The following is a 24,101-nucleotide window of genomic DNA, read 5'->3' as shown; positions in this document are numbered from 1 at the left end:
CTTCCGTACTTTCGCAGTATGGAAGCATTATGCAAAAGATTGCATAATGTTAAGTATTGAACTTGGAACAGAAATCCTAAAGCAAGGAACTAAATAAAAATTAGTAATGAGATTTTGCGCGATATTAATACTTTCTGTGATTTCAATTCTAAACAGTTTGGAATTGAAATCACAGACTGTTGTAAACATTTTAAGTAATGGTTATAAGTTAGAGAGAAGTTTATTTCTACACGGGAAAAAAATCGGGGTATATAATAAAAAGGGTAGATTGATTAAATTGTCCACAGATGACAAAACGCGTCAAAAGATATTTTTAAATCAATCTAATAGCCTAACAGATTATGGAATAAAGCTAAAATATCCCGAGGTCATATATAAGGATGCATGTGTTATTGCTGATATTTTATCAAGTTATGGCCCAAGCGAAATCTTGTCATTTACAAAGCCAATAGGGGAACAAAAAAAGATTTCTATACAAAATATCAATAAGTATTACACATATCTTGATGCCAGTGTTGACTATGTGTTAAGTATTGAAATTATAGTCAAGGATTGTCTTATTACTCAATATAGTTATACATATAAGCCAAACATGTCTGACGTCATTATTTCATATACATGTGTCTTTACTTATGATAAGAATAATAGGGTCGTAAAATTAAAAAAAGAATATAGGAAACACTATGAAACAATAGAATTCATATATGAACATCATTGAAAAATATAATCAAGATAAAGAGACAACGATACAGGCTGATATCTCTGAATTTCTACATTTTAATTTTAGCAATTATATAATGCAACAATTAAAATGTAGGAAAGACCCTAATGTTAAGAAACTTCTTTCACTATTTCCATTACAACCTGACACAAGAAAATCAGAAATCAAAAAAATAATAGATAAATTAGAAAACATTTTATCTTATGACTTATTAGATGATATAAAAGATGAATTTCGAGATATTTGGGATGATTATAAATGGGCAAATAGTAAAGATGGAAAAGTAGTTTTGAAAATTGAAGAATGGATTAAGAAAGCAAGACTCTGTATTCCTAACGAATTTCCCAATGCTTATATATATATTGGAAGACGTTTCGTCAATCCTATTAGTCTGAAAATAGGTGGATATGTACAGGATGAAAATGAAATAAATAAAATTGAAACATACTTCAATAATATGAATCCACCTATTTCTATTCTATATTCTATAAAAGTTTATGTTGAATAATATATTGTATGAAAAGTAAACAACAAGTATTTTTTTTAACAAAATTGGATCTTATTAAAATGATGTCTGTTGTAGAAGAAAAAGTTCCTTTAGAATATATACTAATGGGAAGTTTTGAACATAAAACTATCAGAAGAGAAATATCCATATCTAATTTTGAAGATCTAGGTTATACATACTATAGCAATTGGATGTCATTGGATAATAGATATATGGTTATTCCATTAGATGAAAATGTAAAAAGTAGAACTGTGATGCAGCGGAACGGCTCATATCGTTACATAATAGACTTGTCAACGAATCCTAAAGGTGTTGAGTTAAGTACAGGAGGTATTTATAAGAAAGCAGAACATGTTTTAATAGCAGGTCGTGCTGCTGTCTTTACTGATAGCTCAATCGAAGCCATGCAAATCTATAAAGAAATATTGAGAGCTATGAATAAATGTTTTACCAAGAAAAATAACATCTTTGTATCTCAAGAGGTGTTATCTTTATTGAAAGATGGATGGCGATAAACATGTAATTATAATGCGCCTTGCGAAAATGATTTGGTGTTGGATCAATAAAGAAGACTATCATATGGGTGACACGGTAACCTTCACCTATCAACAAGGCTGCCTCGGAATGGATGTGGTGAGGAACATTTTGCCATGTAATGCTCATTAAGATAATGGTAAAAACAAAAAGTGAAATGTTTATTTATGCAAACATTGATATGATAAGCACTTTAAATTTGAATTGGAAACAATATGAAAATTAAAACATTATTTAAAACACTTTTTTGTGCAGGGTTAGTTTTATCTCTTGCTTTATATTTCTTATATTTACATGGTAACCATATCGAAAAAACTCAGAAGCCTATTGTAGATTATCAGTATAATGGATATGAAGAAAAACTTAATTACAAACGTTCAAATACAATTTTAATAACATATAAATCAAAGCAATATAGATTGCATACAGGAGATAGAAACTTGAACAAAATAAAGTCAGGAATCTTTCCTAAACTATACTATGCTTCAGAAACGGATTATCTTTTTTTGAAGGAGATTATTTGCCTGTCGGTTATGCCCAAGCGGCTTTAATTTTCACGTTCATCTTTTCAGGTATCGGAACTTTAATCTGGAGGAAACAACTTGATGATGATATTAGTAAAATGTAAAAGTATCCAAGGACTATATTGTTTATTGAAGCGGAATCTCTCCTAATCCGCCTTTCAATAAAGTATTTGTATTGTGCTATAAAACAATAGTTCGTTAAAATTTGAGATAACGGCTAAGCGGCTTTACGCTGCCCAGCCAAAGAGTTCTTTGCCAGTATGACTAATTAACTTTCCGTTCGGCATAATCCAAATGACAAGACGCACTTTCTGCTTCAATGCCTTTGAATAGGCTATGAGTGTGTAGGCTGTGCCTTCAAGTCCTTCAATATGCAGCTCAACCATGCGTGTGAGGTCAAGTTTCTTGTAATCGATTTTTCCGTCAAGTGTCTTGGGACGTCCAGGCTTATTGGAACGCCGTAGCGCTCCATTTGAGTGAAATTTATCTTTCTCTGTATCGTAATGTACAATAAAAGTATTTCCAAGAGTAGATTCTCGAAAGTTTTGCTTAACTTTGCAGATGAACTTTTGATAGCATCTCTGCAGATTTCCGTATATTGGTTGAGTGGTTCTGATGTCATGTTACTTTAAGCTTAGTACACTATAAAGTTATTGATAATCAGCCACATAACCAAATTTTATTAGTTATATTACGTTAATTAACTCTCTCATTTTCAAACGATTACATTAGAATTAACAGAGTATTGTTAGAGAAGAAAGAGCGAAAAAACAGCTGTTAACTCTGTTAACCCCCTTTTGTTCTTCCGCTCTTTATCTTTCGATGTATCAGCCTTACATATCCTGCATAGACAAGCCTATCAGCTGCACTTCTTTATACTTTCCGAAATTACTACGAATCGATTCAAATTTCTCCTGCAAGAGTTTAGGATTATATCGGTCGGCATTACGCTTCACTTCTGCCACCAATGCCGTCTTGTCAATATCGTTGAGTGCGATAAGGTCTATCTCGTTCATTCCTTTCCTGTCCCAATAATTTCCAACCAAGGTAACACGCTTCTCCTCAGCAATCTTTTGGCGAAAATATTGTTCCAGCACCAGCCCCGTATAGTCATTGTAATCTCGCTCCACGATTTCCAAGAGCAAGTCGTTGCGCTCCGTTTCTATCAAAGCTTGATTAGGCAAGACGAAACGGAACCAGAAGCGCAGGAAGCAATCTTCTACACTCCACCTGAGGTTTCTACTGCCAGGCTTGCTAAACATCGGTGTCAACTTGCTTACATAGTTATAGTCTTCCTCCAGTCGCTTCAGATAGGTACCCGTATTCTTGCCGATGATATTATCTATCTGGTTCTGAACAGTCATTCCCCCAGCCACCAGCTGCAAGATGCTGAGATAGTTGGCATAATCCTTGCCAAACTCCGACAACACAATTTCCTTACCCTCTGTGATTAAAGGACTTTCCGAGCTTGTTGCCCAACGGAGCATACTCTCTTTATCGGTCGCTCCTGCATCCATCAGCAAGGCGATGTATTTAGCTACACCACCAGTCAACATATACAGACAAAGCAAGTCTTCAGAAGTATAGTTGGGGTTGTAGTCATGCAAGATTTCTTTGATAACGCTTATCCTAAATGGCTTGAGCCTTATCTCGCAATCCTTCCTGCCATATAGAGGCTCGTCATCGTTATCGAAGATTTTGTGCATCATGCTATAGATGCTGCCACAAGCCACGAGATTGACCATTGTTGATTCGTGGTATCTATCCCAAATGTCCTGGATATGGCTTGGAATGGCTGGATTCACATTCAAGAAGTTTTGGAACTCATCGAAGACAATGGTAAAATGATGTTCCTTTCCATACTTCATGATTTGCTCGAAGAACTGTGCAAAAGTCTCCATTCTACCATATACATGAAGTCCCAGCACTTCCTCAGCAGTCTTTTGGAATTTCTCCGTCAAAACACGTTCGTTGTCCTTCGACACATATAGATACAGCATCTTCTGCTCTTGCTCCGTCTTGAGCAAGAGAAGCGTCTTTCCGATACGTCTTCTGCCTATCATCACAGTAAAAAGGGAATGCTTAGCCGATTTTTCCCAGTTCCTGCGCAGTATCTCTATCTCCTTTTTCCGATCATAAAACTTCATAATGTAACAGCCGTTAAATTAATGCGTGTTAAATAAACACCGCAAAGATACAATATTTTGTCATCAAAATCCCTAAATCGCGAAAAAAAAACATACTTTGGGGAAATAAAAGACAAAAAGTTAAGATATAAGATAGATTAGAAACAAAAAATGGGCACGACCAATCGTGCCCCAAATATTATAAGGATGCTTTCGTCTTATTCTACAGCTACTTTCTTCACGCTACCATCGCTATACTTCACGATATTCAATCCCTTTGTTGGACCTACCAATCGCTGACCATTTACAGAATAGCGAGATATTTCCTCAACATCGGTAGAGGTTGTAGTCTTGTCGATGCCTGTTGGATCGAATTCTACTATATTCTCAAAGAAGTAACCAAAGTCAGAGAGCCAATAATCATCATAAGTTCCCTTAGGAACATAAACAGTACATTTCTTGGCATCACAATTTTCAAATACACCATAACCCATTTCAGGTACTTTCTCGGCATATACATAAATAGAGGTTAATCCGCTACAACCTTTGAATGTGTTATTAGTTGATTATCAGTACTATACACTCTAAACGGTAGAAAAGTGATTGTGTGGATTCTGTTTAGATACGAAAAGGTAATCCTCTTTGCCCCGATAATGATAGCCACGCTTTTGACATGTGCGCAATTGGAACGTGACAATATCTCATTCCGATTGCAATCAGGAAGGAAGCGGTAAATAGAGAAAATACAATAATAATACGAAACAGCAAGGACTTTTAGCAAATTTTTACGGTTAATTTTCTGTAATTATATAATGTGGTTTAATCGTAATCGCAGAAAAAATGTATTTTTGTAGGCAAGAATCCTATAAAAACAAGACCCGATAGCTTGACGAATCAGAGGCTACCGGGAATCAACGCTACAAAGATAGTGTTTTTTCTTGTTACAACCAAGTAAATGAACGAATATTCTCATTCCAAACTTATTGCAGAAATGGAATTCGGTGTATGGAAATATATGTTTTCCTCACTACAATATCGTGCGACAGGACAATGTCTGCTAAGGGCTTTTATGCATCAGAAATAGACACAAGTTACATCGTCAATGAATACCAGAAAATTCAGACTTTATTTTCGTGGATGGGTATTGATTCACGTTCAATGCTTTATGGGCTTGACAATGTGCAAAGTGTTTGTGCCAAGATAAACAGTTTAAAAGGGTAATAGGCTTGCTTTTATACGATGAAAATACTATTTATATTAACATTGTGCTTCTATATTAATGTAGAAGCACAATGTAAAAGTAATAAATCAATATATGGCAATGCCATATCTGTATTATACGAAAAATTACTAAAGGATGAAGTTTTGGAAAAGACTGATACTCTTTATCTTATTTTAGATGAAAAAGCGAATTTAAATAAAGAACAAGACAAGATAAGCAAAAATATTTCTTTTAAAGTTCCTTTTTTGAGATTGGGAGAAAGTTCACCTATATATAAGATGAATCCATATCTTATTTATAAAAAGAATAGGGTAATAATCAAAATTAATATATGTCAAATTATACACGAAAAAGACGGGATGAGAATAATATCTTCTGGTACTTTTGTGCTCTATTATAGAATAAAAGGTGTATCTTATAAATTAATAAAGATTGAGAATCGAGGTATATAATATATTTTATCCCCTCTCACCTTATATAATATATTGTCATCACTCGAAGGATTCACAAGTAGCAATATGTTGCCGTCAAGCACTTGGAAAGAACCTTTTAACCTTTCCTGCTCGTTCTGCTTTTCTTTGAATGTCTGTGCCCAAAAATAAGTACAGTCAGCATTTAACGTGAGTGTTGTCTCAACAATATTATAAGTTCCAGCTATGGAATCCAAGCTAACTCTGTTTCCCAAAACTGCCGTATATTCTTCAATCTTGATAGAATCAATACCTGCATCATTTTGTTCTGTGCCGCATAATATATAAGATGTAACAAATGAGATAACCAAAACTGCTATAATTATCTAAATCTTCTTCATAAGCAGATTGCAAAGAAAGCCAAAAAGAAGCAGGAATGCCACAAAAAACGTTCTAAAGAAGAAGCTATCTCAGGACTTAAACATAACGTTCCATTCAAAAGTTTATCTAATTCAAACTCTTCAAGCCTTATTTTCTGAGCAAAAAACCTTTTGGGTTACTCCCAAAAGAACTTGCCTGTCGGTGATTTGTTCCTCCGTAGTCGGACAATTAAGATGGAAAGAACATATAAAAAAGCATAAAAAGTTTCTGATTTTTCTCATAAACAAATTAGATTTCATATCTTTGCGCAAAATTAGAAACAATGACAGAACTATTGAGTATATTATACAAGCTGCGGATATTCACTTCGGATGAACTTTCTGAGGCTCTGAAAGGCAAGGTGAAATCGTTGCTTGCTCGGTACAAGCAACAAGGGTGGATTGTGGCTATACGGCGCAATACCTATTGTATGAAGGATATTGCATCGGGCTTACCAGTTTGCGACAAGTATGAGATAGGAAGCCACTTGTCACCTACAGCTTGCATCAGTTATCACACAGCATTGGAATTTCATGGATTGGCTCATCAACCCTTCAATGAGGTTTTTGTGAAAAGCATGACTCGCTTCAATTCCTTTTCTTTCGACGATGTGGATTACACCTATTGCCGACAAACAAAGGAAATCGTTGGTATGATGACTCCCAAGGGAAACCCTTATGTACGAGTAACGGATATGGAGAGTACGTTGTTGGATTGCTTTGACCGTATCGACCGAGCTGGGGGCATTGAGGAATTGCTGCATTGCATGGAGGGTATCGTCTTGCTTAATGAGGAAAGGCTCATCGATTATCTCGCAAGGTACGACAAGGCATTCCTGTACCAGAAGACAGGCTATCTGTTGGAGCGAATCAAGGAACAAGCCAACATCTCAGAATCCCTCTTGGAGCTGTGCCGAGCCAAGGGAACCAAAAGCGTCAAGTGGTTGACTAACAACGAAGAGTCGGATACATTTGTAAATAAATGGCGCATGTATGTGCCGCAAGAACTAACATCAAAGGAAGAATATGAACTCATATAACAAACAAGCTCTTGACATCATCGCCAAGGAGCAAGGCTTTATTCGCGACAACCTCGAAAAGGTGATGCGATTGGTGGAGATACTCAACTATTTCCATGACAGTCCTTTGCTGTCTAAATCTCTTGTGCTGAAAGGTGGCACAGCCATCAATCTCACCGTTTTCCAACTGCCAAGACTCTCGGTAGATATAGACCTTGACTTTACGGTGGATTGCGACCGAGAATCCATGCTCTCCATTCGCCAAGAAGTGAATAACGAGATTCTACGCTATATGGAGTCGGATGGTTATCATCTTGCGCCTGGCTCCAAGACACCGCATACGCTTGACTCATGGGTGTTTCATTATACCAATGCCGCAGGCAACAACGATGGCATCAAGATTGAAATCAACTATTCCGACCGTTGCCATATCCTGCCTGCCATAGAGACTCATGTGTCCATTCCGTTTCTGAGCGATGTGAAGGTACGTTCTCTTTCACCTGTCGAATTGTTTGCCACCAAGATAAACGCCTTGATAGGTAGAAGTGCTGCACGTGACATTTATGATGTCTATAACATGGTGAAGCATCAACTATTCGTGAGCGATGAAGAGAAAACGTTGCTGAGAAAAGCGACCGTCTTTTATCTGACTGTTGGCTCAAGCAGAAAAGACAACGCTACGCCTACAGAATATACTGACTTTCCGCAGATAGACAAGATCCGTTTTCCGCAGATTCGTTCGCAACTCTTGCCTGTGCTTAGGCGCAGTGAGCATTTTGACTTTGAAAAAGCCAAGACAGAAGTGAAAGACTTTCTCTCAAAGCTATTGGTTCTGACAGAATCAGAGAAAGAATATGTGCGGGAATTCAATGACAAGAAGTATATTCCAGAATTGCTGTTCGAAGATAAAGAGATGGTCAATAGAATCAAATTTCATCCTATGGCTTTGTGGAAGACAAGGAGTCGTTGAATGTTTTTCTGTAAATTTTGAAAAAAGTTGTTGTTTTGCTTAGTTTTTTGATTGGCTCAACTGTATAGATAGTGTATGAAACAGGAAAAGGACATAGAAAAAATCGTTTTGCAAGTTTAGTGGATAAATGGAACATAGCAATAGATCATAATCCTAAGACGCGATATAGTGCAAGCACATATTCATATGCAAAATTGCCTGAGTTCATTCCTCTCAAATCAATGGGAAAACAAATAGTTCCACTAATTATGGAACGAATGATAAACTCTTCCGATTTTTATTTTCTTGTTCTTTATGAAGCTGTTCTGGAAGGAAATGAAACGAAAGACGATTCTAAGTTTAGCGAAAGCGAACAAATTACGTTCCAACCTCTCTTGTTCTCCTTTGGCTGCTTTAGAGCTTTATGTTAACGAATCAAAATTATGGAATTAGAAAAGAAATGAATGAAGGAGCTGAGGAAGGCGGTAGTGGACCTTATAGAAATGGAGCGTCGCTATCCGCCTTTTGATTTGTTTTATCTCATGATTTTTCCTTTGCCGAATATATATGACATGTGGGTGCGATCCATTATATGTCCGATGGCGATGCTGCCAAGGAGACATAGGAGGATGGTGATGATGGCATGGGTTAGGCCGGTAGGGTCGAAGGAGAAGATGGGTAGGAAGTATTTGGCAAGCATGGTGAAGATGGGGTGGAAGATGTATATTGGAAGGGTGTTGCGACCTATGTAGTGCATTGCATTACGTAAGTATAAGGGAGAGAGTTGCTCTAAGCTTGCACTGAAACAGAAGAAACATAGTACGCATGCAAGGACGGAAAGGATGCCCCAATCGCGTAGGTGGGGTTGGGATACAAGTAAGGCGAAGGGCAGGAGAGTCAACAGACTCTTGCGATATACCGAGTTGAAGTTGCCTAAGCATACTCGTATCAGGACGCCAATGAAATAGTAGGCTGCGTTGCGTAGACTGAGAAATGGTGTGTACTGACTAACCACAATCATTACGGTGGCAAGCAATGACAGGCGTGACACGATGCTAAGACATGTGTTGGAGGTTAGGCGGAAGGTGGCATAATATAGTATGCCGCATACTATCATTGCATGAAGGAACCAATAGGGACCTATGGATGTGATGAAGAGAGTGTGGCATAAGGTAGGAATATCAAAATTGGTGATGCCTCCGCGTACTGGTAGATACAGGGACAGTACGACAAAGCCCGTAACCATAATGGTATAGGGCAAGGCTATGCGTATGATGTAGGCACAGAACTTACCTAAAGGCTTGTCTACATTGACAAGGTAGCCCGTGATGACAAGGAACGAAGGCATAAGGAATGATAATATGCCGTCCTTGATATCGGGATAGAGTGTGCCGAAGTTGACGATATGTATTAGTATCATGAGCACTATGAGTATGGCGCGCATGAAGTCGATGGTGGTGTTGTGCTTGGTGTTCATAATGTTGTTGAATCGAGGTGAATGGTGTGTTATCTCTTTATGATGAACATGCCGAGTCGGTGGCTCTTGCCCTTGCGGTTGAGAGAGCGTAGCTGGTAGATGCCATCCTTTATTCTGCTTATGTTGGCTGTCTTGGCAGTGGGATTGTACGGCAATGTGGTGATGGCAACACCTTGCAATGACTCAACCAAAAGAAACTCGGTATCGGCAAGGCGGGATGCTTCGGGCACCTTTACTTTCTTGCCATCACAGTTTAGCAGACGGGTGTTGCTGCATTGAGTCTCGGCATAATCATATGGTGCATCCTCCTGAAGAGGCTTACTCTCGTTGCCGTATCGGTCGGTTGCTGTTACGGCATAATGGGTGCAACCATCGTTGGGAACAAGCAACTGTCTGCCTTGACGGCGTATGGCGATAAGATTGCGGGCGTCGTCGGTATCGACAGGATACTTTTTGGAAGCGTAGATGTTGAACATCATCATTGTAGTATCCTTTTCGGTATGGCTCCAGCTTAGCAGTGACACACCATTGGCTATACTACTGAGAGATAGTTGGGACGGCATATCAGGCTTGCGGCGACTTGCCCATGTCATTGGCGGAACCAATGAGGGATAGCGACAGTAGCTGTTCTTGGCATAGGTGTATATGCCCTTGGTGTCGTCGGTGAAGAATTTAGAGCGGAAGTAAGCATGCCCCAGTCCTATGTGACGCAATACCTCAAGTTCGCGTGTTATATCGGTTAAAGGCCAGTCGCGCTCGCGTGGCGACATGAAGTAGATGCCGAGACCTGGCACAATGATACGTCCGTGACTTTGTTCTTTCCAATCGAGAGCGAAAGGAAAGAAATTGTTGTCGCGGAAATACATCATTGGGAACAGCTCGTCCATAAGACCATCGCGCAGCCATGCAACAGCATCCTGACATACAGTGGTATTGGCATTCCATCCATGACTCCAGTATCGGGCGGTGTCATCATACTTGCCTATAGGCGAGCAGCTCATCTTGACCCACGGTTTAAGACTCTTGACACGTCGGGATATTGCGGACACGATGCGCGTGATATTGGAACGTCCATGCTGTCGGTCGAGCGACTTAAGCTTAGGAAGGTCTTCTGGGTAGCGTATATAGTCGAGGTGAATGCCATCGATGTCGTATTGCCTGGTAACCTCAGCGCAAAGCGAGGCAAGATAGTCGGCAGTCTGCTGCGACTCTGGATTGAGATAGCCGTCGGCCTTAATTTTTATCAGGTTGTGCGGCATCTTCTTGCGTAGTTGGCGGCATCCAAGAGCATCCCATTTGCCAACGGGAATGGTGACCATCCAAGCATGGAGTTCCATGCCACGCTTATGACACTCGTCGATAGCAAACGCCAAAGCATCGTAGCCCGGACTTTTGCCGGGGAATCCAGACAAGCATCCATCCCATGGCTCGTAGGTGGAAGGGTAAATCATAGTGCCACGAACACGTGTCTGAAGCAATACGGTGTTGATGCCAACCTGCTGCAATTGGTCGAGGATATGGCGAAGCTCATCCTTCTGTTTATCTATGGAGCGGGCAGACTGGGCATAAGAGTGAGGCCAGTCGATACCGCCTATTGTTGTGAGCCATACGGCACGTACTTCGTGTTTGGGCTGTGATACCGCGCAGAGCGATATGAGCAGCATAATAAATAAGGTGTAAATATATCTCATTTAATGTTCCTATTTCTGTATTTCAAAACACAAAGGTAGCTATATTTTTCCATTTCTCAAATTTAATGTGTAAATTTGCAACTAACAATCAATCAGAAATACACATATGAAAAAGAAATTAATGGCAATGGCTGTGGCCTTGCTTGCGACAACAGCAGCAAGCGCTCAGTTTGAACAGGGCAAGACATATATCGGCGGTTCGCTGACAGGACTTAACGCCAGCTATTCGGGTAGCGACAAGTTCTGCCTTGGCATTCAGGCTCAGGGAGGATACTTTGTGGCAGACGACATTATGTTGTACGGACAGGTGGGTTACGACCATAACGGAAACAAGGAGATAAAGGACCGCTACTCAGTGGGTGTGGGCGGACGCTACTATATAGAGCAGAATGGCATATACCTTGGTGCCAACTGCAAGCTTGTGCACAAGGGTAAGAAATTTAACGATGTTATGCCTGGTGTGGAAGTGGGATACGCCTTCTTCGTGAACAACACGGTTACGGTAGAGCCAGCGATATACTACGAACAGTCGTTTAAGAACCATAAGGACTATTCGACAATCGGTCTGCGTATAGGCGTTGGCGTATATCTTTTCAAGGAATAGAGTAGGGGAGGCACCACACTTTGATGGACAATACTTATCCCTCGCAATTGCTGGAAAGGGCGGTTGCGGAATTTTCTAAATTGCCAGGTATTGGTCGCAAGACAGCCTTGCGACTTGTACTTGATGTGTTAAGACGGTCGGAAGATGATGTGGACAACTTCACTTCGGCAGTATCGCGTGTGCGCAAGGAGGTGAAATATTGCCGAGTATGCCATAATATAAGCGATACAGACGTGTGCCCGATATGCTCGGACACCCATCGTGACGCTACGACCATATGCGTTGTGGAGAATATACGCGACGTTATGGCGGTGGAGAACACGCAACAGTATCGCGGTCTGTACCATGTGCTTGGAGGCATAATATCGCCGATGGACGGTATAGGACCTAACGATATAGAGATAGACTCGCTTGTGGAGCGTGTGGCACATGGTGGTGTGAAGGAGGTGATATTGGCACTGAGCTCGACAATGGAAGGCGACACAACCAACTTCTATATATCGCGAAAGCTTGCACCATATGATGTGGCAGTGAGTGTGATAGCACGTGGCATAAGCGTGGGCGACGAACTGGAGTATACTGACGAGGTGACTTTGGGACGTGCAATACTTAACCGTACAACAATGACAACAAAACAATGAAACATACACAGAAACTGTTGATGACAACTTTTGCAGTCTTTGTAGCTGTATCGCTTGTTATGGCGGCGCTGTTTGAGACTGACATACTGCCAACGGGCATATTGAAAGATGATAATGGCAGCGATGAGTTCTGGGCGGCAACCGTTATGGAACTGCTAACATTATGTGTGATACCAGTGGCTTTGCGACTGTTCAAGTTTGGCGCATTGAAGAAACGACTGATATCGGCTGAGGCTCTGCTGAAGTTTGGCATGATTAGAATGCTGATGTTGTGTGTGCCAATGGTGGCAAACATCCTGCTTTATTATCTATACATGAATGTGGCTTTCGGCTATATGGCCATAATCATCTTCCTGTGCCTTGCGTTTGTGTTGCCAACAAAGGCACGATGCGAGCAGGAGGTGGCTACCAATAACAATTAAAACATACAAAGACTTGAAACTGACAGTTATAATTGTAAGTTATAAGGTGCGCTTCTATTTGGAGCAGTGCCTTATGGCTGTGCAAAAGGCTATAAAGGATATAGACGCCGAGATATATGTAGTGGACAACCATTCTGACGATGGTACGGTGGAGTATATCGGCAATAAGTTTCCTAATATTCATCTTATTTGCAGCAACCACAACCTTGGTTTCTCGCGTGCAAACAACATTGCCATACGACAAAGCAAAGGCGAGTATGTGCTGCTGCTAAATCCAGACACTATTGTAGGCGAGCATACGATAGCCGATGTGCTGGCTTTTATGGACGAGCATCCTAAGGCAGGCGGTGCCGGCATAAAGATGCTGAATGCCGATGGAACAAAGGCAAGAGAGTCGAGACGCGGTGTGCCTACAGTGGCAACATCGTTCTATAAGATGAGTGGATTGTGTGCCATGTATCCGCAGAATCGCCGCTTTGGTCGTTACTATATGGGTTATCTGCCTTGGGACAAACCATCGCGTATAGATATAATAAGCGGTGCATTCTGTATGCTGCGCCGTTCGGCATTAGACAAAGTGGGATTGCTTGACCAGGAGTACTTTATGTATGGCGAGGACATCGACCTATCGTATCGCCTGCTAAAGGGAGGTTACGAGAACTGGTTTGTGCCTGCAACCATGCTGCATTATAAAGGCGAGAGCGCACATAAGTCGTCGTTCCGTTATGTACACGTGTTCTACAACGCCATGCTGATATTCTTCCGCAAGCATTATGGCAATAAGGCGGCATTTGTAACACTGCCTATAAAGGCGGCTATTATATTTAAGGCCACCATAACCTTATTTAAGATGCAGATGTCATCTGTAAAGAAGAATCTGGGTTTTTTCCTACCCAATGCGGGAAGTTATGCAAGATATATATTTATAGGTACGTGCGCGAGCATAGAGAGATGTAAGGCTATTTGCAACAAGCGAGGCATAGAGGCGGAGTTTGTTGAGGGAACAGAACAGACCATGCCAGATGGACATGGCAATATCACAATAACTGATACGGAGCGTGTGAATGTGGTGTACGACACAGATGCCTTTTCGTATGACAGTATATTCAAGATTTTCCAGGAACATAGCAAGCCAAACGTATCTATCGGCACATATAGTCCAAAGACCAATATCATAATAACCGACAAGGAGATTATAGCATGATGGAACAGAAGGCAAGGCTGAGAGCCATGGAACCGGAAGATCTCGATTTTCTGTATGCAATGGAGAACGACCATGAGGTGTGGAACATTGGCAATGCCAGTGTGCCTTACTCGCGGTATGTATTGCATGACTATATAGCCAATTCGTCTAACGATATATATAATGACGGACAGGTTAGGATGATTGTGGAAGATTGCGAGAGAAGGACAGTGGGCATGATTGACGTGTTTGACTTTAATGCGCAGCATCGAAGAGCGGAGATAAGTATAGTAGTACATAGAGATTTTCGTAGAAAAGGTCTGGCAATGTCTGCCTTGGAGCAAATAATGCATTATGCACTGCATACACTTCATTTGCGTCAGTTGTATGCCATTGTTTCCCAGAAGAATGCGGCTTCGTTAGTGCTTTTTGACAAGATGGGCTTTGAGCGGTCGGCGGTGCTTAAAGATTGGCTTTACGATGGTGATAACTATCAAAATGCGATAGTAATGCAAAAAATATTGCAAAAAAACTGCTGAAAAGTTTGGCGGTTATAGGAAATTTTCATATCTTTGCACTCGCTAAAAAAATGATAGGGTTAGCCTCTCAAGCTAATTGAGGAGTATGCCTTATGGTGCGTTAGTTCAGTTGGTTAGAATACATGCCTGTCACGCATGGGGTCACGAGTTCGAGTCTCGTACGCACCGCCAACATTTTTTGAGCAAAGTTTTTGATAGCCTTGGTGCGTTAGTTCAGTTGGTTAGAATACATGCCTGTCACGCATGGGGTCACGAGTTCGAGTCTCGTACGCACCGCTGGTTGCTATCAATAACGACAAAGTGAAAATGCTTTGGTGCGTTAGTTCAGTTGGTTAGAATACATGCCTGTCACGCATGGGGTCACGAGTTCGAGTCTCGTACGCACCGCCAACGTTTTTTCAGACAAAGTTTTTGATAACTTTGGTGCGTTAGTTCAGTTGGTTAGAATACATGCCTGTCACGCATGGGGTCACGAGTTCGAGTCTCGTACGCACCGCCTACAAAGAGATGATTTCTTAGGGAATCATCTCTTTGTTGTTTATAAGCTAACTTCTATTTTGCCATCTCCAGGATCAAATAATCATTTCTTATTAGTATTATATAAACAAAAACGGTCCTCGAAATGAGAACCGTTGTATATAGTATATATGTATATAAATTAAATTAGTGGAGTAGTGAGCGGTAAACGGGGTTCGAACCCGCGACCCCCAGCTTGGGAAGCTAGTGCTCTACCAACTGAGCTATTACCGCAAAGTAGAGCGAATTAAGGAGAAAGCAATTATGGAGCCGATACCCGGACTCGAACCGGGGACCCACGCATTACGAATGCGTTGCTCTACCAACTGAGCCATATCGGCAACCCTATTGTTTCTTAATGCGGTGCAAAGGTAAGGCTTTTTTCTTAATGAGCCAAACTTTTGCACCACTTTTTGTCTGTTGCTTATCGCTCTGTCAGATTCGTGTTAGAACTTGTAACCAATGGTCATGAGCACTTGGTTGCGCTTGTTGCTAACCTTTGTAGAGTTGCATACATTGTCGAATGCAGGCACTCTTTCGGCATTGGTAGGCTGGTCTACGTAGCTCATGAAAGGATAGAAGTCACCATTGGTCTGACTGTACTGATAGGCAATGTCGAAATTCCAGTTTTTAAAGGCATAACCAAAACCTGCGGTTATGCGGTGAGTATCCTTCCAGTTGGTGTAATCGGTTGTAGAGCTGTAGTATGTGCCGTACGAATCGAGTGAACCATCCTTGTAGCCATCCTTGCTATACATTGCCGAGAGATAGTTGTAGCCAAGACGAACGGCAAAGTTCTTTTCTGGTTTGAACTCGACACCAAGCTTAAGAGTGTGCACACCTTTGAGCGAGTTCTTGATACTCTGCTTCATAACCTCATCGCTGTGACTTTCGTCGTAATAGTAGCCCCATTCGTCAACTGTGCCACCATCGTTGATACGGATGTCGCAGGTAGAATAGTCGGCATACTCGTATGTGGCACCGATAGCAAGGTAATTGCCAACGGTATGGCCAAGGCTAACGCCGAAGCGCCAAGGAGTGTAGAACTTGAAGTCGTACGACTCGTATGACTTGTCCTTGTTGATAGAGCCATAGCCTTGGTTGAGGTTGCTTATGTCGAGAGTTGTATAGTTCTTTGTAGTGAGGTCGTACCATGTAGGTGTGTGAACATATAGACCAACACGGAAAGGAGATTCCTCAACCGGACGGAAGATGATACCACCCTTAATGTCGAAACCTGTACCAGTAATCTTGCGGTCGTCACTCATAAGTATATTGCCTATAGGGTTGCTGCCGTCAACAAGATTTTCTGCATAATCGGACGAGCCATTATAGTGGACGTCGTATAGTCCGAATGTCAAGCCCCAGTAGAAACGGTCGTTTGAGTTGCCGCTGATGTTGAAGTTGTACTCGCCTATATATCCGGATGTGGCACGACCGAATTGATAGTCGGTGGCATTGAAATAAACAGGAGTTGTAGGGCTTGATTCCTTGACGATAACACCATTATTAAGAACGGCGTTGTTAGGGTCGCTTGCGTTGTCGGCATCGTAATGGTTGAACAGAACATTGCTGTAAAGATGGTCTACCTGGCTATATGTGGCATATTTGGCGTTTAGACCATTGCTGCCATCAAACTTGTAGATACCATTGAGATTCTTCATTGCCGACAATTTATTCTGTGATGCACCATTGAGTTTGTCGGTAGCAGAGAGAATCTGAGCGAAGTTCTTGCTCTTTGTATAGCTGAATCCGAAGTTGATGAAAGAGCTACGGCTTGTGCGCATAGAGTATACAAAGCCGGCTTGATCAAAACTCATATTGGTCTTGTCGGCACCATTAAACGATTCGGCTTCCGACTGACTGTTGAATCCAAATGAACCATTGACAACACTGCGACGGAACATACCGATGCCCGCAGGGTTAGTTCCCATTGTCGAAACATCAGCTCCAAGTGCCTCCATTGCGCCACCCATACCTACGTAGCGTGCGGTTCCGTTAAGATCCTTCTGTGCTAAAGGAGCGTTGTCGTAGGTTTCCTGAGCAGACGCCACAGTGCCAAGCATTGCGGCTGTCATTATTGAAAATATCTTTTTCATAGCGTTTGCTGTACTTTATTTTTTTAGGATTGTTGTTTGTATACAGTATTCTGACTACGGTATAGACCATAGTCAGAAACAGATAGTGTGTTATCGGCGACTACCAAAGCCTCCTCCACCGCCACGGCTTCCGCCTCCTCCGAAGCCTCCACCGCCACCAAAGCTACCGCGGTTGCTGCCAAAACCAGATCCTCCACCAAATGATCCGCGACTTGAACCAAAGTTGCTGTTAGGATTGGTATAGGTAGGCTGTTGATATTGCTGCTGACGATAGGTATTGTTAGAGCGGTTGTTGCGGCTACCAAATGAGTTGCGGTCGTTGCGGCTGTCGTTTGACCAACGGTTGTTGGCGTTAGATGTGTTGCGGCTGCCAAAGGCGCTGCGGCTTGTAGACGAGCCACGACTGCCGAAGGAACCTTTACGGTTGGAGTGGTTTAATGTGCCAGTTGGTCCGTTATAGGCATAATGCCAAGATGGATACCAAGCACTGCCCCATCCCCAATATGGATGTCCCCATCCATAACCATAGTACCACGGATTGTACCATCCGCTATACCAACCAGTGTAATAAGGTCCGTACCATGGATCATACCATGGGTCGTACCAGCTATAATAGCCACGCCAGTAGGGAGAACCCCAATACGAACCGTAGAACATAGGGTCCCAATAGCCGTAAAAACCGTCGAATCGACCCATGCGACGAGAATAAGTATAGTCGTTATCTTCGTCGTAATAGCGCTCGGAGCCAGGATAGATGACTATGGTAGAGTCGAGATCGGCTTTGCCATAAGTGCCATCGCCCTCGCGAAACTCAAGAATGTCGTTGCCAAGAGAGTCGGTACCTATCTTTTGATAGTAACTCTTGAGCTTGCCACGACGGTTATACTCGTCAACGTTACGGTTGCTGCCACAGTAATAGGCAGGTCTGTCGTATATGTTTTTATCGAAATGTGTGGACATTTCAGTCTTCGATCTCTTCTTCGGCTTGAAGTAGAGGTCGTCGTCCTGGGCAGCCATTGACATTGGCAATGCCGTTATAAGGACTGAGAGAAATAATAACCGTGTCTTCATAATGGTTTACTATTGTTACATTATTTATGTATGCAAAATTAATGCTTATTTGGTTGCAAAATTAGGGAAAAACCCTAAAACGGCATAGGTTTTCCCCTAATTTTATGTTTTTTATATATTTGAGTTTGTCATGCTATTATGATGTTAGGTTTTTTATGCTTAATTTTGCGTAGTAAAAACAAAAAATCACAATATAAACATGAAATACTACGTAGCAAACTTTGATATAGAATGTGCTGAAGAGCTGCTTCAGCCAGCACGAGAGTTGTTATCGGCTGCCGCATGTGAGGCAGGATTCGAGGCTTTTGAGGATACTGATAATGGTATTGCAGGATATGTACAACGTCCGCTTTACGACAAAGAAGCCCTTGATGCAGCCATAGTCGACTATATGCCAGAGGGCACACAAGTTACATATAATATAGAAGAAGTGCCTGACCAAGACTGGAATCAAGGTTGGGAAGACCAGGGATTTGAGCCAATAGGTGTGTCTGACCATCTTGTAATATATGATGCCAAGCATACAGATATGTCGATGTTTGCTGGTGATGACGGTGTAATGCGCATCTTTATAGAGGCTCGCAACGCCTTTGGTACAGGCACACACCAGACTACAAGGATGATATTGCGTCGTTTGCTTGGAATGGATTTGACGGGCAAGTCGGTGCTTGATTGTGGTTGTGGAACTGGAATATTGGGTATAGTAGCATTGCGATTGGGAGCCAACCGTGTGTTGGGATATGACATAGACGAATGGAGCTCGGAGAATGCCAAGCACAATGCCGCTCTAAACGGTGTTGACAATTTAGATGTATTGCTTGGCGACGCTTCGGTTCTTGACGGTGTGAAGGAAGAGTTTGATGTTGTGATAGCCAATATCAACCGCAACATCCTACTAAACGATATGACAGCATTCAGGAGTCATCTTAAGACAGGAGGAAGATTGATACTCAGCGGATTCTACGAAACGGATGTGCCAATGTTGGAACAAGCAGCCCAGAGTAATGGTTTGACTATTATAGACGTGGTGACAGACGGAGAATGGGCCTGCGCTATGTTTGAATGTAAATAATAATTGGCAGGATGACTATAATATTAAGACAATGTGCAGTGGCAGTGGCTGTGATGTTGTCGGGTGCTGTTTATGGACAGACGGCAATAGATGCCACAGCGGTCAATAACTATAAGCGCTATCATGGCGACGGAATAGACAATGTATTGCAATATGTGCCAACAGTAGCTGTGTTCGGACTGAAGATGTGTGGCGTAAAGACAGAGACATCGTGGAAGAAAAGACTGACGGTGTCGGTGGCATCGTTTGCGGTAAACGCAGGCGTGACATATGTTCTGAAGCGTAGTATACACGAAAAACGTCCAGACGGAACAGACAATCGATCGTTCCCATCAGGACATACATCAATAGCCTTTTGCGGAGCCACATCGCTTATGCATGAATATTATAAGGTGTCACCTTGGATAGGTGTGGCTGGTTATGCGGTGGCAACAACTGTAGCAGTAGACCGTGTGCGCCGCAACAGACATCGTTGGGGCGATGTTGTAGCAGGTGCGGCTATAGGTTGCCTATCTGCCGAGGCTGGATATCTTATAGGCAACACGATTCTTGGTGAGGACAAGAAAAATGACGACTTAAGTTTGGCGGTGTCGCCAGTTGGTTTTGAGCTAACGCTAAAACTTTAGAGAAGATTTAGTTGCCTATTGTCAGCTTCTTCATGTCGTAGAACGACCCATTGTAGATGTTGAAGTCGACATAACCCTTAATGCCTGGCAGTCTGCCAACATCGGTATGCTGCCAGAACTTCCATGGGCCTTTATATTCCACCTTGTCAACATAGTAGTGGGCTATCCAGTAGGGATAGTCGTCAAATACTGGAGCATTGAGATACTTCTCCTTAAATTTATAATATGTGTATATAATAGGCTTGACATGGTAGCGATCCTCTACAATGTGAAGCCAAGTAAGGATATCGCGTTGAAAATCCTCGACAGAAGTGTCGGCAGGCTTGTGCTCAACATCCAAAACAGGCGGAAGGTCGCCCTCCTCAAGATGTACATTCTTAAGAAAGTGATAAGCCTGAGCACGTGCAGACGACTTGTTGCTCCAAAAATGATATGCGCCACGTATGTAGCCATATTCGCGAGCCTGTTGAAAGTTATCGGCAAATCGGTCGTCAAGACGTGTGGAACCTTCGGTCGACTTAATCATGATAAATCGTAGTGGACAGCCTTCAATCATGCCGCTGCGTAATAGGTCCCAGTCGATTTCGCCTTGATAGTGAGAGATGTCTATACCATGTATCTCGTATCCGGCAGGATAATTAGGGTCGCCAAACAATGCACGCCATCTGAAACCCGTGGGGCTGACAAAGAACGAATAGAACAGCCATACGTACAGACATATTACAGCAATGCCTCCCATCCACCATGCGGTGCGCGGGTTGCGGGCGAGTATGGCAGAAAAGCCAGAGCGCTTCTTCTGTGTCTTGCGTCTTGTTGTTGTGCGTCTTTTAGTTTGGTTGTTCACGTTCATTGGTTTGGTTTGTTTGTTTTTGATTAACGCAAAAGAGAGCAGAATGACGTAAGCCACTCTGCTCTCAGTGTTATCTGTAACTCTGTTCGAAAGCTATAGATTGCAAGTGTTGATTACTTGCCCTGCTCAAGCTGCAGAGTCTTTGTAGTCTGGTCGCATACCTCTGTTGGACCCCAATACTGGATAGGACCTGGGTAAACGTAGCATGTATTCTTAGCCCACTCCTCACGATGAGCAGCGAAGAACTTGAAAGGAGCGCCATCAAGCTCAACAAGAGCCTTGCGGATAACAGGCTTGTTGGCACCGTTACGACGCTCGATGTTCATCATCATAGTGATAGGCACACCACCTGCGATCCATTCGGCAGCAGGAGCAGTTGTGTTCTTGATTACTGACATATAGCCAGTCTTGCCGTTAGCGATGAGGCATGAAGCGTTGAAGCCGAGAGAGTAGCAGTAGTCAGCATCATAGTTAGAAGGAGCAGCGCAACGTCCCTCATAACCGAAGAAGTGGTGCTGTGCAGCGAACTTGCCATTGTACTTGCCCTCTTCCTTCCAAGCGTCGAGCTTCTTCTCAACCATACGAGAGAGTAGCTTCTCAGTCTCGATAAGAGAAACCTGAACGTTTCCGTGTGGGTCGCGGTCGAGGCAGAGCTGACGAGCAACATCCTCAGGAAGTGACTCAAGAACAGCAAGGTTCTCCTTAGCGATATTGTTCTTAACGAAAGCAATCTGCTCCTCAGCGTTAGCAAACTCACGAGACTCGCCTGTTGAAGGGTCGGTAAGAACCTCATTAAGTTCAGAGATAAGCTTCTTGATAGCAGGGATGAACTCGATAAGACCCTCAGGAATGAGTACAGTACCGAAGTTGTTGCCATCGGCAGCACGATCGGCTACTACCTTAGCGATATATGTTACAACATCGTCAAGTGACATCTCCTTAGTCTCAACCTCCTCTGAAACGAGGCAAACGTTAGGCTGGGTCTGAAGAGCGCACTCAAGAGCGATGTGCGAAGCCGAACGGCCCATGAGCTTGATGAAGTGCCAGTACTTGCGTGCTGAGTTGCAGTCGCGCTGGATGTTACCGATAAGCTCGGCGTATGTCTTACAAGCTGTATCAAAACCGAATGAAGTCTCAATCTGCTCATTCTTCAAGTCGCCATCGATAGTCTTAGGACAACCGATAACCTGAACACCATACTTCTTAGCAGCATAGTACTCTGCAAGAACGCAAGCGTTTGTGTTAGAGTCGTCACCACCGATGATTACGAGAGCCTTAATGCCAAGTTCGCGGAGAATCTCGATACCCTTCTCAAATTGCTCTTCCTTCTCGAGCTTGGTACGTCCAGAACCGATGATGTCGAAACCACCAGTGTTGCGGTACTGGTCCATAATCTCAGAAGTAATCTCAATATAGTTGTGGTCTACCAAACCGCCAGGGCCAAGGATAAAGCCGTAGAGTTTGTTCTCTGGGTTAAGAGCCTTAACACCATCGAAGAGACCAGAGATAACGTTGTGACCGCCAGGAGCCTGACCACCTGAAAGGATTACACCAACGTTGAATGAAGGTAGTTCTTTCTTCTCACCTGCTTCGAAGGTGATTACAGGCATGCCGTAAGTGTTTGGGAACAAAGCCTTAATTTCATCCTGGTTTCCAACCGACTGAGTAGCCTCGCCTTCAACTGCCTTTACTGGACCCTGAAGTGCCTTAGGCAATTTAGGCTGGTAAGCAGCTCTTGCAATCTGCAATGCACTAATTTCCATGTGTTTTAAAAAAATTAAAAAATGTATGATGTTAAAATAGAATCGCGATTGATGCTTCTTTTGCAAGTGCAAAAATACTGCTTTTCTATGAATTGATGAAAAAAAATACAGGAAATCGTAGCATTAAATTATTTTTTATTGATATTGCTTGCCACATATCAATTTTTTTTCTATCTTTGGCATGTAAAACACTATTGTTTAATCATATTAATACATATTATATTATGGCAAACAAACGAAGTTTGAAACGCAATATCAATTACGTGTGCAGTGAGCTATTCTCAGAGGTTGTGGCTATCTCTTACACAACAGACGCAAGCGATGAAGACATTAAGGCATTGCTTACATCCATACTTGTGATACACAACGATTATGTGCGCCGCGTGTCGCATGTGGAGCCAGGACTTGCTCCAAGATTGTTCTTTAAGAGCCTTATCACAAACTTCAATAAGCAGGCATCCGAGATTGTAGACCAGATATCAAACCTCGGATAACCCGATTGTAGGACTGATGACAGACAATAGATAAAAAATCAAAAAACGGAATGACATTTTTGCAACGCATTTGCAAGACAATACTTTACAAGCGCATGGGGTGGACCACTCGTATTGAAGTGGAACACCCCGCTAAGTATATACTGTGTCTTGCTCCACATACAAGTAACTGGGATTTTATTATAGGATTGCTTTATTCGAGAGCCGAGAACAAGAAGATAAATTTCCTTATGAAAAAGGAGTGGTTCTTCTGGCCTCTTGGTGTATGGTTCCGCCATCTTGGCGGTATACCGGTAAATCGTGGCAAGCATACAAGCATGACAGACGCAATGGCAGAAGCGGCACGCAAGGCACCCGACTTCAGATTGTGTGTGACACCAGAGGGAACACGCTCGCTTAATCCTAACTGGAAAAAGGGTTTTTACTTTATAGCCCTGAAAGCAGGAATTCCTATCTTGCTGTATGGACTCGATTTTGAGCGCAAGCTCATAGAGTGCAAACATATCATTACACCTACTGGTGACGTAGAGGCCGACATGAAGACTATAAAGACCTACTTCAAGGACTTTAAGGGCAAGAATCCAGAGAAATTCACTGTCGGAGAGATTTAAAAAACGAATA

26 protein-coding genes, 6 tRNA genes and 1 pseudogene are annotated in these 24,101 nt (G+C 42.3%); 21 read left to right on the top strand and 12 right to left on the bottom strand.

Annotation, left to right across the window (positions count from 1 at the left end; translation table 11 throughout):
* Positions 1 to 163: 163 nt before the first annotated feature.
* From C9991_RS11800 to C9991_RS16910, 4 genes are all read left to right on the top strand, one after another.
* Positions 164 to 718, top strand: coding sequence for a hypothetical protein (locus C9991_RS11800; protein ID WP_232823321.1), 555 nt, complete (start codon positions 164 to 166; stop codon positions 716 to 718).
* Positions 705 to 1,229: a hypothetical protein gene (locus C9991_RS11795; RefSeq protein ID WP_106812683.1), complete on the top strand. Its 525-nt coding sequence runs from the start codon at positions 705 to 707 to the stop codon at positions 1,227 to 1,229. The genes C9991_RS11800 and C9991_RS11795 overlap by 14 nt, the downstream gene beginning before the upstream one ends.
* A gap of 8 nt (positions 1,230 to 1,237) precedes the next feature.
* A complete protein-coding gene (locus C9991_RS11790) occupies positions 1,238 to 1,744 on the top strand; it encodes a hypothetical protein (protein ID WP_106812682.1) in 507 nt (168 codons plus the stop codon).
* 234 nt (positions 1,745 to 1,978) lie between these two features.
* Positions 1,979 to 2,314, top strand: coding sequence for a hypothetical protein (locus C9991_RS16910; protein ID WP_106812681.1), 336 nt, complete (start codon positions 1,979 to 1,981; stop codon positions 2,312 to 2,314).
* Between the two features lie 200 nt (positions 2,315 to 2,514).
* On the opposite strand, the gene C9991_RS17095 is transcribed toward C9991_RS16910, so the two are convergent.
* The 3 genes from C9991_RS17095 to C9991_RS11770 form a co-directional block, all read right to left on the bottom strand.
* Positions 2,515 to 2,673, bottom strand: a complete 159-nt coding sequence (locus C9991_RS17095) for a hypothetical protein (RefSeq protein ID WP_232823320.1) — start codon at positions 2,671 to 2,673, stop codon at positions 2,515 to 2,517.
* A 447-nt stretch (positions 2,674 to 3,120) separates the two neighbouring features.
* Entirely contained in the window at positions 3,121 to 4,434 is a 1,314-nt protein-coding gene (locus C9991_RS11775; RefSeq protein ID WP_106812680.1) for an ATP-binding protein, read from the bottom strand.
* A 197-nt stretch (positions 4,435 to 4,631) separates the two neighbouring features.
* Positions 4,632 to 4,907: a hypothetical protein gene (locus C9991_RS11770; protein ID WP_106812679.1), complete on the bottom strand. Its 276-nt coding sequence runs from the start codon at positions 4,905 to 4,907 to the stop codon at positions 4,632 to 4,634.
* Between the two features lie 144 nt (positions 4,908 to 5,051).
* On the opposite strand from C9991_RS11770, the pseudogene C9991_RS17295 reads away from it, so the two are divergent.
* Together C9991_RS17295 and C9991_RS11755 are read left to right on the top strand one after the other, a co-directional pair.
* Positions 5,052 to 5,144: pseudogene (locus tag C9991_RS17295) on the top strand (recombinase family protein); the annotation flags it as partial.
* A 508-nt stretch (positions 5,145 to 5,652) separates the two neighbouring features.
* The gene (locus C9991_RS11755) at positions 5,653 to 6,087 is read left to right on the top strand and encodes a hypothetical protein (RefSeq protein WP_106812677.1); all 435 of its coding nucleotides are present in this window, start codon (positions 5,653 to 5,655) and stop codon (positions 6,085 to 6,087) included.
* Here the strand turns inward: C9991_RS11755 and C9991_RS11750 are convergent.
* Positions 6,051 to 6,302 carry a copper resistance protein NlpE N-terminal domain-containing protein gene (locus tag C9991_RS11750; protein ID WP_232823345.1) on the bottom strand — a complete coding sequence of 84 codons (252 nt, stop codon included), beginning with the start codon at positions 6,300 to 6,302 and terminating at the stop codon, positions 6,051 to 6,053. The genes C9991_RS11755 and C9991_RS11750 overlap by 37 nt on opposite strands.
* Before the next feature lie 446 nt (positions 6,303 to 6,748).
* Here C9991_RS11750 and C9991_RS11745 point away from each other — a divergent pair, with 446 nt between their 5' ends.
* Positions 6,749 to 7,504, top strand: coding sequence for a type IV toxin-antitoxin system AbiEi family antitoxin domain-containing protein (locus C9991_RS11745; RefSeq protein WP_106812675.1), 756 nt, complete (start codon positions 6,749 to 6,751; stop codon positions 7,502 to 7,504).
* On the top strand, positions 7,491 to 8,453 hold the full coding sequence (locus tag C9991_RS11740) for a nucleotidyl transferase AbiEii/AbiGii toxin family protein (RefSeq protein WP_106812674.1): 963 nt from the start codon (positions 7,491 to 7,493) through the stop codon (positions 8,451 to 8,453). Before C9991_RS11745 ends, C9991_RS11740 begins: the two co-directional genes overlap by 14 nt.
* Positions 8,454 to 8,967: 514 nt before the next feature.
* Here the strand turns inward: C9991_RS11740 and C9991_RS11730 are convergent.
* Positions 8,968 to 9,909, bottom strand: a complete 942-nt coding sequence (locus C9991_RS11730) for an acyltransferase family protein (protein WP_106812672.1) — start codon at positions 9,907 to 9,909, stop codon at positions 8,968 to 8,970.
* A 29-nt stretch (positions 9,910 to 9,938) separates the two neighbouring features.
* Positions 9,939 to 11,600, bottom strand: coding sequence for a glycoside hydrolase family 10-like protein (locus C9991_RS11725; RefSeq protein WP_106812671.1), 1,662 nt, complete (start codon positions 11,598 to 11,600; stop codon positions 9,939 to 9,941).
* A 106-nt stretch (positions 11,601 to 11,706) separates the two neighbouring features.
* Here C9991_RS11725 and C9991_RS11720 point away from each other — a divergent pair, with 106 nt between their 5' ends.
* The 9 genes from C9991_RS11720 to C9991_RS11680 all read left to right on the top strand — a co-directional run bounded on the left by C9991_RS11720 (position 11,707) and on the right by C9991_RS11680 (position 15,485).
* Positions 11,707 to 12,204, top strand: coding sequence for an outer membrane beta-barrel protein (locus tag C9991_RS11720; RefSeq protein ID WP_106812670.1), 498 nt, complete (start codon positions 11,707 to 11,709; stop codon positions 12,202 to 12,204).
* Positions 12,205 to 12,227: 23 nt separating this feature from the next.
* A complete protein-coding gene (gene recR / locus C9991_RS11715) occupies positions 12,228 to 12,845 on the top strand; it encodes a recombination mediator RecR (RefSeq protein ID WP_106812669.1) in 618 nt (205 codons plus the stop codon).
* Entirely contained in the window at positions 12,842 to 13,267 is a 426-nt protein-coding gene (locus C9991_RS11710) for a hypothetical protein (RefSeq protein WP_106812668.1), read from the top strand. Before recR ends, C9991_RS11710 begins: the two co-directional genes overlap by 4 nt.
* A 13-nt stretch (positions 13,268 to 13,280) precedes the next feature.
* Entirely contained in the window at positions 13,281 to 14,471 is a 1,191-nt protein-coding gene (locus C9991_RS11705; protein ID WP_106812667.1) for a glycosyltransferase family 2 protein, read from the top strand.
* Positions 14,468 to 14,989: a GNAT family N-acetyltransferase gene (locus C9991_RS11700; RefSeq protein WP_232823319.1), complete on the top strand. Its 522-nt coding sequence runs from the start codon at positions 14,468 to 14,470 to the stop codon at positions 14,987 to 14,989. The genes C9991_RS11705 and C9991_RS11700 overlap by 4 nt, the downstream gene beginning before the upstream one ends.
* Positions 14,990 to 15,083: 94 nt before the next feature.
* Positions 15,084 to 15,160, top strand: a tRNA-Asp gene (locus C9991_RS11695).
* 31 nt (positions 15,161 to 15,191) lie between these two features.
* Positions 15,192 to 15,265, top strand: a tRNA-Asp gene (locus C9991_RS11690).
* A 37-nt stretch (positions 15,266 to 15,302) separates the two neighbouring features.
* Positions 15,303 to 15,379: transfer RNA gene (locus C9991_RS11685), tRNA-Asp, on the top strand.
* A gap of 32 nt (positions 15,380 to 15,411) precedes the next feature.
* Positions 15,412 to 15,485: transfer RNA gene (locus C9991_RS11680), tRNA-Asp, on the top strand.
* A gap of 181 nt (positions 15,486 to 15,666) precedes the next feature.
* Here the strand turns inward: C9991_RS11680 and C9991_RS11675 are convergent.
* The 4 genes from C9991_RS11675 to C9991_RS11660 form a co-directional block, all read right to left on the bottom strand.
* Positions 15,667 to 15,739 (bottom strand) — tRNA-Gly (locus C9991_RS11675).
* A gap of 31 nt (positions 15,740 to 15,770) precedes the next feature.
* A tRNA-Thr gene (locus C9991_RS11670) sits at positions 15,771 to 15,846 on the bottom strand.
* A gap of 105 nt (positions 15,847 to 15,951) precedes the next feature.
* On the bottom strand, positions 15,952 to 17,604 hold the full coding sequence (locus C9991_RS11665; RefSeq protein WP_106812665.1) for a hemin receptor: 1,653 nt from the start codon (positions 17,602 to 17,604) through the stop codon (positions 15,952 to 15,954).
* A gap of 90 nt (positions 17,605 to 17,694) precedes the next feature.
* Positions 17,695 to 18,675: a hypothetical protein gene (locus C9991_RS11660; protein ID WP_106812664.1), complete on the bottom strand. Its 981-nt coding sequence runs from the start codon at positions 18,673 to 18,675 to the stop codon at positions 17,695 to 17,697.
* 199 nt (positions 18,676 to 18,874) lie between these two features.
* Between C9991_RS11660 and prmA the strand changes: the two genes are divergently transcribed.
* Positions 18,875 to 19,747 carry a 50S ribosomal protein L11 methyltransferase gene (gene prmA / locus C9991_RS11655; RefSeq protein WP_106812663.1) on the top strand — a complete coding sequence of 291 codons (873 nt, stop codon included), beginning with the start codon at positions 18,875 to 18,877 and terminating at the stop codon, positions 19,745 to 19,747.
* Between the two features lie 11 nt (positions 19,748 to 19,758).
* Positions 19,759 to 20,373: a phosphatase PAP2 family protein gene (locus tag C9991_RS11650; RefSeq protein WP_232823318.1), complete on the top strand. Its 615-nt coding sequence runs from the start codon at positions 19,759 to 19,761 to the stop codon at positions 20,371 to 20,373.
* A gap of 7 nt (positions 20,374 to 20,380) precedes the next feature.
* Here the strand turns inward: C9991_RS11650 and C9991_RS11645 are convergent, their stop codons facing one another.
* Both C9991_RS11645 and C9991_RS11640 read right to left on the bottom strand, forming a co-directional pair.
* Positions 20,381 to 21,223: a glycoside hydrolase family 25 protein gene (locus tag C9991_RS11645; protein ID WP_106812662.1), complete on the bottom strand. Its 843-nt coding sequence runs from the start codon at positions 21,221 to 21,223 to the stop codon at positions 20,381 to 20,383.
* 113 nt (positions 21,224 to 21,336) lie between these two features.
* Positions 21,337 to 22,986, bottom strand: a complete 1,650-nt coding sequence (locus C9991_RS11640; RefSeq protein WP_106812661.1) for a diphosphate--fructose-6-phosphate 1-phosphotransferase — start codon at positions 22,984 to 22,986, stop codon at positions 21,337 to 21,339.
* Positions 22,987 to 23,210: 224 nt separating this feature from the next.
* Between C9991_RS11640 and C9991_RS11635 the strand changes: the two genes are divergently transcribed.
* A complete protein-coding gene (locus C9991_RS11635; RefSeq protein ID WP_106812660.1) occupies positions 23,211 to 23,480 on the top strand; it encodes a hypothetical protein in 270 nt (89 codons plus the stop codon).
* Positions 23,481 to 23,530: 50 nt separating this feature from the next.
* Positions 23,531 to 24,091, top strand: coding sequence for a 1-acyl-sn-glycerol-3-phosphate acyltransferase (locus C9991_RS11630; protein WP_106812659.1), 561 nt, complete (start codon positions 23,531 to 23,533; stop codon positions 24,089 to 24,091).
* Positions 24,092 to 24,101 lie beyond the last annotated feature (10 nt).

It is taken from the genome of Prevotella merdae (genome assembly GCF_900290275.1).
Taxonomy (GTDB): domain Bacteria; phylum Bacteroidota; class Bacteroidia; order Bacteroidales; family Bacteroidaceae; genus Prevotella; species Prevotella merdae.
This window is presented reverse-complemented; position numbering and strand designations above follow the sequence as displayed.

What these genes read in the sequence shown, in the direction of transcription:
- C9991_RS11795 (WP_106812683.1), top strand. Translation starts at nt 705, where the DNA reads ATGAACATCATTGAAAAATATAATCAAGATAAAGAGACAACGATACAG.
- C9991_RS11790 (WP_106812682.1), top strand. Translation starts at nt 1,238, where the DNA reads ATGAAAAGTAAACAACAAGTATTTTTTTTAACAAAATTGGATCTTATT.
- C9991_RS16910 (WP_106812681.1), top strand. Translation starts at nt 1,979, where the DNA reads ATGAAAATTAAAACATTATTTAAAACACTTTTTTGTGCAGGGTTAGTT.
- C9991_RS17095 (WP_232823320.1), bottom strand. Translation starts at nt 2,673, where the DNA reads ATGGTTGAGCTGCATATTGAAGGACTTGAAGGCACAGCCTACACACTC.
- C9991_RS11775 (WP_106812680.1), bottom strand. Translation starts at nt 4,434, where the DNA reads ATGAAGTTTTATGATCGGAAAAAGGAGATAGAGATACTGCGCAGGAAC.
- C9991_RS11770 (WP_106812679.1), bottom strand. Translation starts at nt 4,907, where the DNA reads ATGGGTTATGGTGTATTTGAAAATTGTGATGCCAAGAAATGTACTGTT.
- C9991_RS11755 (WP_106812677.1), top strand. Translation starts at nt 5,653, where the DNA reads ATGAAAATACTATTTATATTAACATTGTGCTTCTATATTAATGTAGAA.
- C9991_RS11745 (WP_106812675.1), top strand. Translation starts at nt 6,749, where the DNA reads ATGACAGAACTATTGAGTATATTATACAAGCTGCGGATATTCACTTCG.
- C9991_RS11740 (WP_106812674.1), top strand. Translation starts at nt 7,491, where the DNA reads ATGAACTCATATAACAAACAAGCTCTTGACATCATCGCCAAGGAGCAA.
- C9991_RS11730 (WP_106812672.1), bottom strand. Translation starts at nt 9,909, where the DNA reads ATGAACACCAAGCACAACACCACCATCGACTTCATGCGCGCCATACTC.
- C9991_RS11725 (WP_106812671.1), bottom strand. Translation starts at nt 11,600, where the DNA reads ATGAGATATATTTACACCTTATTTATTATGCTGCTCATATCGCTCTGC.
- C9991_RS11720 (WP_106812670.1), top strand. Translation starts at nt 11,707, where the DNA reads ATGAAAAAGAAATTAATGGCAATGGCTGTGGCCTTGCTTGCGACAACA.
- recR (WP_106812669.1), top strand. Translation starts at nt 12,228, where the DNA reads ATGGACAATACTTATCCCTCGCAATTGCTGGAAAGGGCGGTTGCGGAA.
- C9991_RS11710 (WP_106812668.1), top strand. Translation starts at nt 12,842, where the DNA reads ATGAAACATACACAGAAACTGTTGATGACAACTTTTGCAGTCTTTGTA.
- C9991_RS11700 (WP_232823319.1), top strand. Translation starts at nt 14,468, where the DNA reads ATGATGGAACAGAAGGCAAGGCTGAGAGCCATGGAACCGGAAGATCTC.
- C9991_RS11665 (WP_106812665.1), bottom strand. Translation starts at nt 17,604, where the DNA reads ATGAAAAAGATATTTTCAATAATGACAGCCGCAATGCTTGGCACTGTG.
- C9991_RS11660 (WP_106812664.1), bottom strand. Translation starts at nt 18,675, where the DNA reads ATGAAGACACGGTTATTATTTCTCTCAGTCCTTATAACGGCATTGCCA.
- prmA (WP_106812663.1), top strand. Translation starts at nt 18,875, where the DNA reads ATGAAATACTACGTAGCAAACTTTGATATAGAATGTGCTGAAGAGCTG.
- C9991_RS11650 (WP_232823318.1), top strand. Translation starts at nt 19,759, where the DNA reads ATGACTATAATATTAAGACAATGTGCAGTGGCAGTGGCTGTGATGTTG.
- C9991_RS11645 (WP_106812662.1), bottom strand. Translation starts at nt 21,223, where the DNA reads ATGAACGTGAACAACCAAACTAAAAGACGCACAACAACAAGACGCAAG.
- C9991_RS11640 (WP_106812661.1), bottom strand. Translation starts at nt 22,986, where the DNA reads ATGGAAATTAGTGCATTGCAGATTGCAAGAGCTGCTTACCAGCCTAAA.
- C9991_RS11635 (WP_106812660.1), top strand. Translation starts at nt 23,211, where the DNA reads ATGGCAAACAAACGAAGTTTGAAACGCAATATCAATTACGTGTGCAGT.
- C9991_RS11630 (WP_106812659.1), top strand. Translation starts at nt 23,531, where the DNA reads ATGACATTTTTGCAACGCATTTGCAAGACAATACTTTACAAGCGCATG.